The 12023-nt window shown below is 31.9% G+C and carries 15 protein-coding genes, 1 tRNA gene and 3 pseudogenes; 13 read left to right on the forward strand and 6 right to left on the reverse strand.

Translation table 11 applies throughout. The features are described from left to right. Window positions 1–279: 279 nt before the first annotated feature. Entirely contained in the window at window positions 280–1047 is a 768-nt protein-coding gene (locus GX497_01760; GenBank protein ID HHY71957.1) for a hypothetical protein, read from the reverse strand. Window positions 1048–1295: 248 nt separating this feature from the next. Between GX497_01760 and GX497_01765 the strand changes: the two are divergent. Next, a pseudogene (locus GX497_01765) lies at window positions 1296–1517 on the forward strand (hypothetical protein). Window positions 1518–1522: 5 nt separating this feature from the next. On the opposite strand, the pseudogene GX497_01770 reads toward GX497_01765, so the two are convergent. The 3 genes and pseudogenes from GX497_01770 to GX497_01780 all read right to left on the reverse strand — a co-directional run bounded on the left by GX497_01770 (window position 1523) and on the right by GX497_01780 (window position 2564). Then, window positions 1523–1669: pseudogene (locus GX497_01770) on the reverse strand (transposase). A 3-nt stretch (window positions 1670–1672) separates the two neighbouring features. Beyond that, a complete protein-coding gene (locus GX497_01775) occupies window positions 1673–1876 on the reverse strand; it encodes a hypothetical protein (protein HHY71958.1) in 204 nt (67 codons plus the stop codon). Then, window positions 1869–2564, reverse strand: a complete 696-nt coding sequence (locus tag GX497_01780) for a sigma-70 family RNA polymerase sigma factor (GenBank protein ID HHY71959.1) — start codon at window positions 2562–2564, stop codon at window positions 1869–1871. Before GX497_01780 ends, GX497_01775 begins: the two co-directional genes overlap by 8 nt. Window positions 2565–2680: 116 nt before the next feature. Between GX497_01780 and GX497_01785 the strand changes: the two genes are divergently transcribed. The 7 genes from GX497_01785 (at window position 2681) to GX497_01815 (ending at window position 6072) form a co-directional block, all read left to right on the forward strand. Beyond that, window positions 2681–2929: a glutaredoxin family protein gene (locus GX497_01785; GenBank protein ID HHY71960.1), complete on the forward strand. Its 249-nt coding sequence runs from the start codon at window positions 2681–2683 to the stop codon at window positions 2927–2929. Window positions 2930–3004: 75 nt separating this feature from the next. Further along, a complete protein-coding gene (locus GX497_01790) occupies window positions 3005–3949 on the forward strand; it encodes a S8 family peptidase (protein HHY71961.1) in 945 nt (314 codons plus the stop codon). 128 nt (window positions 3950–4077) lie between these two features. Continuing rightward, on the forward strand, window positions 4078–4398 hold the full coding sequence (locus tag GX497_01795; protein ID HHY71962.1) for a hypothetical protein: 321 nt from the start codon (window positions 4078–4080) through the stop codon (window positions 4396–4398). A gap of 45 nt (window positions 4399–4443) precedes the next feature. Further along, window positions 4444–4517, forward strand: a tRNA-Cys gene (locus tag GX497_01800). Between the two features lie 24 nt (window positions 4518–4541). Further along, on the forward strand, window positions 4542–4757 hold the full coding sequence (locus tag GX497_01805; protein ID HHY71963.1) for a hypothetical protein: 216 nt from the start codon (window positions 4542–4544) through the stop codon (window positions 4755–4757). Window positions 4758–4950: 193 nt separating this feature from the next. Continuing rightward, on the forward strand, window positions 4951–5658 hold the full coding sequence (locus GX497_01810; GenBank protein ID HHY71964.1) for a hypothetical protein: 708 nt from the start codon (window positions 4951–4953) through the stop codon (window positions 5656–5658). Between the two features lie 108 nt (window positions 5659–5766). After that, window positions 5767–6072, forward strand: a complete 306-nt coding sequence (locus GX497_01815; GenBank protein HHY71965.1) for a hypothetical protein — start codon at window positions 5767–5769, stop codon at window positions 6070–6072. A gap of 338 nt (window positions 6073–6410) precedes the next feature. Here the strand turns inward: GX497_01815 and GX497_01820 are convergent, their stop codons facing one another. Further along, window positions 6411–7073: a hypothetical protein gene (locus GX497_01820; GenBank protein ID HHY71966.1), complete on the reverse strand. Its 663-nt coding sequence runs from the start codon at window positions 7071–7073 to the stop codon at window positions 6411–6413. 235 nt (window positions 7074–7308) lie between these two features. Between GX497_01820 and GX497_01825 the strand changes: the two genes are divergently transcribed. Then, the gene (locus tag GX497_01825) at window positions 7309–8061 is read left to right on the forward strand and encodes a hypothetical protein (protein HHY71967.1); all 753 of its coding nucleotides are present in this window, start codon (window positions 7309–7311) and stop codon (window positions 8059–8061) included. A gap of 459 nt (window positions 8062–8520) precedes the next feature. Here the strand turns inward: GX497_01825 and GX497_01830 are convergent, their stop codons facing one another. After that, window positions 8521–8748: a hypothetical protein gene (locus tag GX497_01830; protein HHY71968.1), complete on the reverse strand. Its 228-nt coding sequence runs from the start codon at window positions 8746–8748 to the stop codon at window positions 8521–8523. Between GX497_01830 and GX497_01835 the strand changes: the two genes are divergently transcribed. The 4 genes and pseudogenes from GX497_01835 (at window position 8728) to GX497_01850 (ending at window position 11627) form a co-directional block, all read left to right on the forward strand. Continuing rightward, window positions 8728–9027 (forward strand): hypothetical protein, encoded by a 300-nt coding sequence (locus tag GX497_01835; protein ID HHY71969.1) that lies wholly within the window; start codon window positions 8728–8730, stop codon window positions 9025–9027. The genes GX497_01830 and GX497_01835 overlap by 21 nt on opposite strands. Window positions 9028–9341: 314 nt before the next feature. After that, a complete protein-coding gene (locus GX497_01840) occupies window positions 9342–9869 on the forward strand; it encodes a sigma-70 family RNA polymerase sigma factor (GenBank protein ID HHY71970.1) in 528 nt (175 codons plus the stop codon). Continuing rightward, window positions 9859–10860: a LytR family transcriptional regulator gene (locus tag GX497_01845; protein HHY71971.1), complete on the forward strand. Its 1002-nt coding sequence runs from the start codon at window positions 9859–9861 to the stop codon at window positions 10858–10860. Before GX497_01840 ends, GX497_01845 begins: the two co-directional genes overlap by 11 nt. Before the next feature lie 509 nt (window positions 10861–11369). Continuing rightward, window positions 11370–11627: pseudogene (locus GX497_01850) on the forward strand (hypothetical protein). The last annotated feature ends 396 nt before the right edge of the window (window positions 11628–12023 follow it).

The following is a 12023-nucleotide window of genomic DNA, read 5'->3' on the forward strand; positions in this document are numbered from 1 at the left end:
AAGTGTCAACGTTAGTGATAAATTGGGTGTATCGTTAGTATTCATATTTTTGATTGTATCAACATTATTTACATTTATTTCATTTACTAACAAAAAGGAAAGGAGAATGTTAGCGGTCTTTTCTTCTGTATTGTGGGTTGTTAACGTTTCTATCATTATATTCTTCTTATGGCTCGGAGCAAATTTTGCACCTTAATTCTAAAGATTAAGCTTTCAGTATAAATAGTCACGGGTTCGATCTAAGGACCGAACCCGTTGGTTTGTTTCTTTATTTCACGATTAGTAACAACCATCAAGCACCTTTTGACCACGGATTCCATTACGGATAGTTGTATCCCCTGGAGCTGCTGAAGTTCCACTTGCACAGTCTAAGAATCCGTCGTGACAACCACAGCGACTTCTAAGCCCCTCCCATAGACACCAGTCATGCCAAAAGCAACAAGCGTCTAACCCGTTAATTGCATCCGAACCATCATCACTTCCACCAGCCGTTTGTCTATAACCGCAGTATTTTCCACAATAAGCATAAGTAACACCGCTAAACTGACAACACGATCCCCTTTCAATACAAGAGGCAGGATCATAAGCAGCAGTAGTAATAATGTCTTTTTCTTCTTCTTTAGAAAGTTCATGTAAATTATCGAATAATTCAGTGGAAATTTCTAAATCCTCTTTATAAGGAAATTCTCTATCATTTATTAATTCTGCATTAACGTATTCTTTGTATTGAAGCTGATGATTATTATTACGCCAAATTTTTACTATATAACTCTTTTCTTCTGTATTTAAGTCTATAAAAACAGAAAGAATAACTTTAAGTTCCTTATTATAATCAAAGAGCCTACTGACTTCCCGAATTTCAAAACCATTTTCATTCTTTGTGTTATCATCATTAGAGTATAAAAAGGTTGCTTCTTTTGTATTTACCGGAACTTTATACAAAAGTTGTTCTTCTTCAAGAACCTTAAGAAACTCTTTTTTCTCCGAAAATAGTTCATTATTACTTTGTTTTTCTGTTTCCGGTGTTAACCGACCAAATTGAATCATTGCCAATTCCTCCTTTTTACGGTAACTTGTTTTTAAATTGATAATCTATTATTTATCAATTTATATTTCTACCGCTGTATCATACAAAGTGAGGTATTGGGCAAATAAGTAAACTGATTTTGCAAATAAATTAAAAACACTATCCCATATAAAGCTTAGAAAGATGAAAGTTAACTTATGGCCTCAAATTACACGTATCTCGGTCGCCCCTTAACGTATATTTTTTTGTTGGTAGTACCCCTTCATCTGGACTTATTCAACATTCTAATCGAGGCAGCCAATCTGCATTAAATGAATATCAAAAAATACTAAGAAAGAACAATATGGAATCAAGAGTGAGCAGGAAAGGAAACTGTTATGACAACGCTTGTATTGAATCCTTTCATAGTTTAATCAAAAAGGCGTGCCGTCGGAAAAATCGCAGATTTACACCGCTAAGCCCCATTTTCCTGACGGATCCCTGTTTTTAACAATGTTAAGAAAGTTTCATTGGTCTTAAAGAATCTAACGAGACGATTTTCTCTAAATTGAATTGGTATTCTCCTAGTAAATTAATATGTTTCCAGCCTAGAGGTAAGATATGATGCAATAAGATTTTTTTTAAATTATTTAACCTTTTTTGATTTTAAATTTTTTCAAATAATCCCCAAAAGCTAGGTGCTTCTTCTCTGAAATTCAAGTTTTTCATCTTCTCGAATAATTTTATATAGAGCTCCTGTTCCAAATATTCTCTTTCTTGTAGTGCTGTTTGGTAAAGCGATTTTTTAATTACTTTTTCAAATCTTTTTAAATTATCCTGTTCCAAGCTGTAACAGTTTTCTTTAGTCATTAATATTTTCACCTACTATATTTTTTTTAAGTTTATTAAGTGCTCTTCTGTGTGTGTTCGAAATGTTCTGTGGAGTTGAATTTATTAAATTGGCAATTTGTGTCTTGGTGAGATTTTTAACATAAATCATATCTAGAATTTGATATTGAAAATCAGTTAGGACTTCCAATGCTCGAAAAAGTAATTCATTGCTGATTTCTTCTTTTAAACTGCTTTCGCTTTTTTCGCTTTCTTCTCCAATTGATTCATTCTCAATCAAATCTTTGAGAGTTGCTATACCTTCTTCAGCACCATCAATCGGCTTGTCTAAAGTAAGAGTATACCGGTTATTTATTTTCCTTATTTTTTTATCAAAATCGATTGCGTAATATCGAATAAGATTATTGAAATAAGCATTCATTCTAATTTTCTCGTAATAGTTTTTAAACACTTCTTCTACTTTGTTTTTATTTTCTTCTGTTGGCTCTAAAATTGAAGTTTCAAATATATTAAAGTAATTATCATCCTCCAAGAATCTTTTAACTAAAGGATTTTCTAAAATGCGATTTTTTCTAAGTAGCTCTTTCACACGTTCGTTACAGTTTTCTAAGGACACTTGTACCCCACTCTCTTTCTTTTTGTTTTTACCTACTCTAGAAAGTGAAGTTAATGCCTTAATTATAAACCATTTTGAAGAACGTATGTTCATATTAATATATTTTTTTACAAAATAGTAAAAAATAACTAAGATTTCAACAAACTAGTTTACTTCTGTATTAGGTCTCCCACTTATTATTCTATAAAACAAATGAAGGAGTGTAACAAATGGAAAATAAAAAAATTACCGTATATTTTAGCGATTATTGTGGACATTGCGCGAATTTAAAAGCCTGGTTAACAAAAAAAGGAGTCCCTTTCAAAGCAATCAATACTGAGAATCCAGAGGTAACTAAAGAATTAAAAAAACGTGGCGTAACAGCAGTTCCTTTTACAATCATTGAGGACGAATTAACAGGAGAGAAAGATGAAATTATTGGATTCAACCAAAAGAAATTTGAAAATATATGCTTTTAGAGCCGATAAATCCGACTTTTTTGTTTCAAAATTTCCCCTATAAATCACTTATAAAATATAGGAGGGGGATAGAGAATGAGAAATAACGATATAACCGTTAAACCTGAAATTGGCATTCAACCAGTAAAAATTGTAAAGTTGTTCAAAACCCTAAGTGTTGTTCCCGACAATCTAGATAAAATACGAGCAAGGGAATTATGGGAGGAAACGGAGCAAGGCTTTGGAACTGTTGTAGCTGTTTTAGATAGTGGCGTTCAAAAAGAGCATCCGAATTTAGTAGAAAACATTATTGGGGGATATAATTTTACGGATGATGACGGAGGTAACCCTGACATTTATAGTGATTATATTGGGCACGGCACTCACGTTTCAGGTATTATCGCAGCAGCAGATAACAATAAAGGGGTTGTAGGTGTTGCACCTAAGAGTAAATTGCTTATCCTTAAAGTAATTAATCAGCGAGGAAGAGGTAGCTTCGAAAATTTAATAGAGGCTATTAAATACGCAGCTGATTGGGAAGGACCCAATAGAGAGAAGGTAAATGTTATTAATATGTCTTTGGGAGGTTCGGAACCAAATGAGGATTTGCACCGCGCCATTAAGTACGCTCGTTCTAAAGGGGTTGTATTAGTGGCTGCGGCTGGTAACGAAGGAGATGGAAATTTAGAAACAATAGAAATTTCATATCCTGGTTTTTATAAAGAAGTTATTCAAGTTGGATCAATTTCCGAATCCCAAACACCATCAAAGTTTTCTAATACAAATGTAAATCTGGATTTTGTTGGTCCTGGTGAAAATATTTTATCGACTCATTTAAATAGTGATTATGTAGAATTAACCGGAACTTCTATGGCATCACCCTTCGTAGCTGGTTCTGCTGCACTTATCCTAAAAACTTTAAATAATATTGAACCACATTTGGCACCTATGTATGTATATGATTACTTATTGTTTCACGCTTTGCCATTGGAAAACTTCTCAATTAATCAAGTCGGCAACGGATTTATACAGCTTAAATAAAAATGATAGAATGCATTTCTACAGACCTTAACAATAAAAAACACCCTTAACAGCGAAGGGTGTTTTTTATTAATGGAGTTTACAAATTAATTTCTCTTTACTTCTTAAATTAAAAGGAGTCGATTTAATTGAATCCGAAAGACAAATTAAAATTTATTCAAGAGCCCCTTTCTATTGAAGATATGAACATTGCCTTTGATGAAGAATTTGCAACCAGAAAAGGCTTATCGCCAGAAATTATTGATTTAATTAGAAAAAAAGTAACTGAGGAAAATTCAAAGCAAATAAAAATGTATGATATTCAGTCGTTATTATTCCCTGTAATCATTTGGGCTACTGATACCTTAGGATCTTATCTTACGAGCAGAATTGTAGAGTTGGGAATCCATTCCTTTTGTGAAAAATACAAAGAGAAAAATGAATTAACAAAAGTAATTTGCGAAAAGTGATTTACTTTTTCATAAGTTTTGCCACTTCATTTTATATAAGATGATGGTGGCATAGCCAAGCAGGTTAAGGCAAAGGTCTGCAAAACCTTGATTCCCCAGTTCGAATCCGGGTGTCACCTTTTAATATTTTTTATGGAGTGAAAATGAATATGACTATGGAAAAAGAACTAGAAAAATACAATCGCATTAAAATTGATTTATTAAAAATGGCTCAATTTATTGATGATTGTACCGAAAAATCCGAGAAAGAATTTTATCAAAATATTTGCATTGAATATTCAAAGGAACTAAAAAAGTTGAAAAAATCTATCGAATCGACATACGAAATTCAACTTTGTAAATGCTGTATTAGGCAATAAATTCAAATCAAAAAAGAGCTCACTGCGGTACAGTGGGTTCTTTTTTAAAAGAAAATTAAAATAGGTTTTACTAGCATTAATTAATTCTAAAAAAATTTTTTATTTTGGTTTCATATTGACTAATCGAATCACTTAAATAAGTGTAAGCAGAAAAAAGGAATAGCTTACTAAAACAACTAAAGGAGTGAAATATATGCGGGGAAGACTTGCAAAAGAAGAACTTAAAACAAGTTCTTTAAATGTTATGGAGCACCAAGATGTAAAGAAGGCTATTGAGTATTTAGATGAAAAAGGAATTTGTGTTAATGAAGATTTTAATACGAAGGTCTTTGATGTTGAATACTTTGATGAAAATTCCGAAACTCAGGTAGCAACTATTGAACAAACGCAAATTTATGTCCAGCTTAGTGATGATGCAATGCTTCGAATTATTGCATCAAAGACAACTGAAAGGGAAGACATAAAGGTTGCTGCTATTTATCGCAACGAGTTAAACGGAGTTCCTCGTGTGTTTACAACTGCAGTGAAGAACGGAAAAATCGAATATGAAGTGGATAAAGAATTTGATGAAAATACGTTTAAATTACCGCAAAATAAACGTGATGTTGAGCCCCAAGCTGCATATCTTGATTGTGTATGGGGCGGTTCTTGTTGTACGTTAAAAGGTAAAAAATATAATTGGTGCGGGGCGGGCTGCGGCTCAGGCACTCCAATAAATTCATTGGATACCTGTTGCAAATGGCACGATGATTGCTATACTACTAATCCTAGTTATCCTGCACGTTGTGTATGTGATAAAGTATTAATTAGATGTGCCGAAGGAACAAATGTGGATGGAGCTGATATTTTAATTGCAGCTTTCTACGCCAAAATGTTAGCTATGAATTGTTCTTCACTATGATTGGAATTAATAAATTATCCAAATACAAAAACTTGTCTTCTTTTGAGGACGGTTTTTTTATGTTTAAAAGAAAAAGTTGTAGTATAATTTTGTAATGGAGGAGATTTTATGGATAAGTCGTTTAAAAATAATAGAAAAGGTGGTAAACCAATTTACCTAGCTCTTATTTTACTTATTGCTACAATTGTATTTTTATTTCTCCCAAGAGCTGTTAAAGGAACAAATTTGTGGGTTGATGTCGCATTTTATACAATTACAGATATTGGTTTTTTAGTGGCTTTGATTTTGGGAATAAAAACAAAAAATAAGCCCATTGTATTGTTTAGTGTGTTGTTGAACGGCGCGCTCTTTATCGGTGTAACGATTTTCATTTATCTTTTGCTAGTTGTAATTGGTATTGCAGGACCAAATTAATGAATAAAATATCGTGATCCTTTTTTATTCATTTATTTTTTTATGTACTTTAACTCGCTTTCTATTTACCTTCTCCAAACTATACACTAAATTCTGTTAACGGGGTATCGGAAACGATTCGAGGAATTAGGGGACACATATGAAAAATCCCCATTTATACCCCGTCTTATTCCTCCATTTCCTTTAACCTACGATAAAACTGTAAAAGGGTATCACTAGCAAAACTATGGTTTTGTTGGTAAGGTCCCAAATAGGATAAATCCATCTAATTCCTTATTATTTGAACAATACCTTAGCGTGTTTTATGTCTTTTTGATAGTGCCCTTCTTGATTATTTTTTATTCCGATGCCTTATCATATAGTGTACCGTCTGTATCTCTAATTTCGACCTCCGGCATTACTCGATCTAACCCAATAATAATCATTGGATTTTTTTCCTCCGATTTATTATAAAAAGTTCTTATATAAATGACCGTTTTTCCACTTATTTCCTTTATATTTAACACTTCTATATTATCTCCTGCCTTGTCTTTTCCTAAAGAAAGGATAACAGCTTTACTCCCCTCATTGATGTCGAAAATTTTATACCCGCTAATAGTTGTATCGCTTTGCACTTTGTTTAAGTATCTACTAATCTCATCTATTGCACCTTTATGTTTTTTACTTATAATCCAATAATCGGTTTTGTTTAAAGCAGAGAATGCAAAGGAGCCAGCAACAAATAAAACAATAATTGTAAAGATTGACTTTCTCAATAAAGATTTCTTACCAAATATCACTAGCAGAATAGAAATCGTTAATATCCCTACACTTAGTACCCCAAATGGCATTCCTCTGAATCCACCAATGACCAAACTTCCAGCTAGTACTACTGTTCCAATTACAGCCACGATTGATATTCTTTTTCTATAATCTATTTCTTTGGAGAAAAAGAAGGTTAGAGCATAAAATCCAATTCCAATTAATAACCCTGCAAAATACATGACCGTAAACAAGTGCATAACTAATTCCTCCCCTAATTACACCAAAGATGCTAATCAAAAATACATTTAACAAGTGAATGTCCAGTATATCAAATTTATTCCATTTTTACCAAACCTAGAGACTTGGTGAAATATTTAAAATTTCATTTTTTCTTTGGTTTCAAAAATAATCCAAAGCATCACTTTTAATAATAAGAAGAACAAAAAAAGCCAAATGTTCTTCAATAATAAAAATCAAAGGAGTGTTTTCTTTATGGATTTAGCGATTAAAAATATCAAACTAATCAAGCCAAATGCTTTAAATAGCAAAATTTCCATGCTTGAAACAAAAAAATTATTTCAAGATGTTAAGGAGTTTTTAAAAAAAGAGCTTAATAAAGACCTTGTTAATTTCGAACATCAAGGAATTAGCTTTGATGTTAATCTGGAAAGTAATGAGAAAGTTGAGATTCATGTTTTAGAAGATTCCAGGTCTTTGGTCAGCTTAATTTTCGGATTAATTTCACGACCAGACGGAAAGACTCTAGAAACGGCTAGACTTAGTGTAGTTGTTGAAGATAGTAAAACAACTATTTTAGACATTAATTATGAACAGGCAACTAAAAAATTCGTTGTAGGAACCGAATTTGTCGAAGATACTATTGAGAATACATGGAAAACAATCAAGGAAAAAAATCGTTCTGGACTTATTGAAGATCTTGAAACAGATCCAATTAAAGCACAAGATTTTGGAGATACTTGTTTACCAGGAGGATACCAATATTGCGGTCAGCAATGCGGAACAAATGGTTCAGCAGGCGGTGGTGGACCTATATATAATAAAGTAGATGGATGTTGCTATATTCATGACGAATGTTATAAAAAACACAAGACAAACCGTTGTAGCAATTGTGACCAAGCACTAGTAGATTGTGTGAATACTTGGAACAACTATAAGGAAGGACCTGTTGCTGCGACTTCTATCAGTTCTTTCTTCATTGCAAAATGCGGTTTCATTATCGTTTAATGTTTCAACATCGAAACAAAATCTAGACATATACGTGCTATGATGTAGACTGTAGACAAACTTGATAAAAATCGAGTTGATTTACAGTCTTTTTTTCTCTTCCCCCATTCAAATAATATGAGGATTTACAAAATTGCACAGGCTTTATCATTATTTCCTTCAATCTCTGATTCGGCTTTGCAGTTTATCAAAAAACATTCCTAAAACGATTACCAAATCTTTTTACAAGAATGATTGATCTTAGTAAGCCACAACCATATTCAAATAATGCTGAAGTTATTATTGATCCCTCCTATGCGGGCGGAATTTCTTATTTGCCAAGGGACCATATAGTTTATGATATTTATATCCGTGCTACACCGAATGCTAAACAAGGACTCTATAGGGTAAATGTAGCTTTAAACATAAATAGACCTACAGATCGATTGCTTTCAGAAAAACAAAAATATACGTTTTAAATTAAATAATCTTAGACGAAATAGGGGTTGCCCAAAAATGGACAACCTCTTTTGCTAATTTTAATAATTCCTCTAGGTCTCTTAAATGATATTTGCAAGCTATAACTAAACCTTTCGCATAGTATTTTGTATCATTAAAAGCTCCAAATTCAGCTGTAACTTCATTCCTTCCAATTACTTTTTTCGTTTTTTCAATACAATTTTCTAATTGCTGAATATAATCCTTCATTCATATCCGAAGGGTAAAAACAAGTCGTATGAACATATTAATTTTGAAATCATTGATGATAACACGGTTGTTGTAGAAATTGCAGATGATGCTTTATTTGTGGATAAACGTGTTTTTTATAGGGAAGTATTATTTATCTCGGAGTATACAAATGGAAAAATAAGTGATGACCAATTAGATTGGTATAATCATAATGAATTTAAACCTAAAATTAGTAATTATATAGATAGCTCATTGGATGTAGCTGTTGAAAAAAGTATTCAAGAAATGATTTCTTAAAGTAACTGAGGAGCTATTGTGATAGCAGTCCTATTTTTATTGAAGTAAAGGGGAAGTTTAGTGGAAAAAGGAATAATTTTAAACAATAAGCCTGTATCTATGATTACTTGGTAATCTAAGATACAGGTTGTGTATTTCAGTTATAATTGTATGGATGCTCTCTTTACGAATATTTATAAAAATCAATTAAAGATTAAACGCCGATTAGAAGAGAATCTTTGTTAAAATAAATATTTTCTTAAAATTGAACCTATTATGTTTTGATAATCGTCTAATAGCAGAATTTGAAGTTGGTTGAAAGGGAGGGTAGTAGAATGGACAAATCAGAAAAAGATTACGTATTAGAAAAAATAATGATTGAATACGGTAATGAATTGGTACGATTGGCATTTTCTTATGTGAAAGATGCCGAGATAGCTAAGGATCTGGTTCAAAATACGTTTATTAAATGTTACAAAAACCTTGATTCGTTTCGTTATGACGCACAAATCAAAACATGGCTCTATCGTATCACCATTAACGAATGTAAAGATTATTTAAAAAGTTGGAATTACAAAATGGTTCAAGTAAAAAGTTTTATAAATGAAACAGCCAAGTCAGTATTACCATCAGTAGAAAAATCAGTTATTGATCAATACAATAACGAACAAATGAAAGAGACGATCATTTCTCTTCCCAAAAAGTATCGAGAAGTAGTTTATCTATATTACCATGATTCTTTAAAAACAGATGAAATTTCTAAAGTTTTAAATATTCCAGTTAATACAGTGAAAACTAGATTAAGAAGAGCAAAACAAAGATTAGAGTCGATGTTAAAGGAGGCTGAACTTAATGAAAGATAGAAGTTCGAAAGATATATTTAACCATATGTCTAATCAAGAACTAACATTTACGAAGGAAGACCGTGATAAAGTGTTTGAACAACTTCATAAAATGGAAAAGAATAATATCCAAAAGAAATCTCTAGTATCTATTTCAAAAAAATTGGCTCCACTTACTGCTGCTTTGTTTGCGGTAGGCTTATGTCTATTTTTGTTTATTCCAACGATTCTTCAAGGAAACGTTAATAACGAAAATAACGGAACTGATTCGAATGGAGTAGTATCTCAAGAAGACGAGTATTTTACCACTCTATTTATGGTAAAAGATGAGAGTGATAGAATACCTATTAACCTTTTACTTACTTATAATAAAGATAAAAAGATGATGAAAGTTGTATCGATCCCTCGTGATACTTATGCTCCGATATTGGATAAGAATGATGGAACTACTCCATATGATAAATTATCACATGCTTATGTTAACGGTTCGGGAGGAGCTGAAGATGTAAGAACAACAGTTTCTAACCTATTTGATTTACCAATTGATTATTATGCTGTTATGGATTTAGAAACCCTTTCAACGATGATTGATGCAGTGAATGGGATAGAATACGACTTGCAAGAAGATATTCGAATAAGAGCTATATCTCAAGTGGCATTTGAATTCAAAAAGGGGACGCATCGTTTAAATGGAGAAGAGGTTGTGGCATTAATGATGGATGCTACTGTGGGAAAAAGCTTGGATGAAGAAGACCAATTATACCTTATTAATGCAGTTATAAATCAAACAATAAACGTAATACCACAAACACAATTAAAAGAATTTACTACTAAAATAGAAAGTAATATTCCAATTAAACAATTGTTTGAGGATAAAATGGAACTTCCATCGATACAATCGGTATCATTAATCGATGGAATGATAAATACAATGATAGATGAGTCATACTATATTAAATTTGAAAAAGATTTTTTAGATTCAGTTTCAGAAGAGTTAACCACATTTAACTAATGAAAACTTTTGGAATAATTTTGCTAATCATGATAACCTTATTTTGGTTGGCGAATATTTAAGTAACGAGGGCGAATGCTGAACAAGGGAATTCACCTGTCTTTGTTGAAGTAAAGGGTTAATTCAATAATATGATGGAATTTTACGGCAATAAAAATTGTTTAGGGGGATGTTATGATTTTTATTTTTATGTATCTAACACCAATTATTGCAATAATATTTTTTGCAAATTGCGTATCAATTGCTAAGAAGTTGAAGAATGGTCAGGATGTTCAAAATCAAACTGTTTTTGGTTCAATTATGTTTGGATTTATAATTCTTTCGATAGTTTGGTCTGTACTTTTATCAAGTTAATTTTTTTACTATAGGGGGCTTTAGCTAAATAGATCGGATGTGTGAATATGAATACAAGTAATATTGATTTTAGTTACTTTACCAGGCAAGTTGTTACAGAAGTAAATACAGAGGATAATCTTCCACTTGGAATCAGTTTTAACAATGGTGGATTGATAGTCGAAAGTCCTTGGAGATTACGAAAAGAGAAAGAAATTATGATTGGTACCTCAGATTGTTTTAACGCACCTGATAAATACTCTAATAAAGCCATTAAGCAGATTTTGATGGGTAAGAAAATTTTAGGAATCGATTTCTATGAGGACTTTTCTTTATTGGTAATTAATTTTGAAGATAATTTGTCTTTTGATATTTTTCACGATAGCAATTATTTTGAGGGTTGGCAGTTAAGTGGAGATAACGGATTCGACCTAATCTCTTTTCTTATTATTCAACAAACCGGGGTGATAGCCAAACATGGCTGTCGCTTCTTCACTATTAAGCAGGTTTTTTGACGAAAAATTATTTCATTGAGGAAGAGAGGAATCTCTCAGTATAGAAAAAGGTTTGGTTTGAATACGATAGAACCAAGTCTTTTAATATTTGTCAGCAAAATAAAAAATATAAAATTTCTTGTAACGAAAGTCGTTTTAAATCTATATATAAGTATCCCAGTTAAATATTTTGTGAGAGGAGGGGGGATGCAAGTTAAGCAGAATAAACAAATTATTAAGTTATTGGAACAGCATATAGAAAAACATAATGAAGTACCGAAATAAGAAATGGTATTTTGCTAAAGGGGGTGATTGTTCAACAGGACAGTCACTTCA

The sequence above is a fragment of the Bacillus sp. (in: firmicutes) genome (assembly GCA_012842745.1).
In the GTDB taxonomy this organism is placed as follows: domain Bacteria; phylum Bacillota; class Bacilli; order Bacillales; family Bacillaceae_J; genus Schinkia.

What these genes read in the sequence shown, in the direction of transcription:
- GX497_01760 (HHY71957.1), bottom strand. Translation starts at nt 1,047, where the DNA reads ATGATTCAATTTGGTCGGTTAACACCGGAAACAGAAAAACAAAGTAAT.
- GX497_01775 (HHY71958.1), bottom strand. Translation starts at nt 1,876, where the DNA reads ATGACTAAAGAAAACTGTTACAGCTTGGAACAGGATAATTTAAAAAGA.
- GX497_01780 (HHY71959.1), bottom strand. Translation starts at nt 2,564, where the DNA reads ATGAACATACGTTCTTCAAAATGGTTTATAATTAAGGCATTAACTTCA.
- GX497_01785 (HHY71960.1), top strand. Translation starts at nt 2,681, where the DNA reads ATGGAAAATAAAAAAATTACCGTATATTTTAGCGATTATTGTGGACAT.
- GX497_01790 (HHY71961.1), top strand. Translation starts at nt 3,005, where the DNA reads ATGAGAAATAACGATATAACCGTTAAACCTGAAATTGGCATTCAACCA.
- GX497_01805 (HHY71963.1), top strand. Translation starts at nt 4,542, where the DNA reads ATGAATATGACTATGGAAAAAGAACTAGAAAAATACAATCGCATTAAA.
- GX497_01810 (HHY71964.1), top strand. Translation starts at nt 4,951, where the DNA reads ATGCGGGGAAGACTTGCAAAAGAAGAACTTAAAACAAGTTCTTTAAAT.
- GX497_01815 (HHY71965.1), top strand. Translation starts at nt 5,767, where the DNA reads ATGGATAAGTCGTTTAAAAATAATAGAAAAGGTGGTAAACCAATTTAC.
- GX497_01820 (HHY71966.1), bottom strand. Translation starts at nt 7,073, where the DNA reads ATGCACTTGTTTACGGTCATGTATTTTGCAGGGTTATTAATTGGAATT.
- GX497_01825 (HHY71967.1), top strand. Translation starts at nt 7,309, where the DNA reads ATGGATTTAGCGATTAAAAATATCAAACTAATCAAGCCAAATGCTTTA.
- GX497_01830 (HHY71968.1), bottom strand. Translation starts at nt 8,748, where the DNA reads ATGAAGGATTATATTCAGCAATTAGAAAATTGTATTGAAAAAACGAAA.
- GX497_01840 (HHY71970.1), top strand. Translation starts at nt 9,342, where the DNA reads ATGGACAAATCAGAAAAAGATTACGTATTAGAAAAAATAATGATTGAA.
- GX497_01845 (HHY71971.1), top strand. Translation starts at nt 9,859, where the DNA reads ATGAAAGATAGAAGTTCGAAAGATATATTTAACCATATGTCTAATCAA.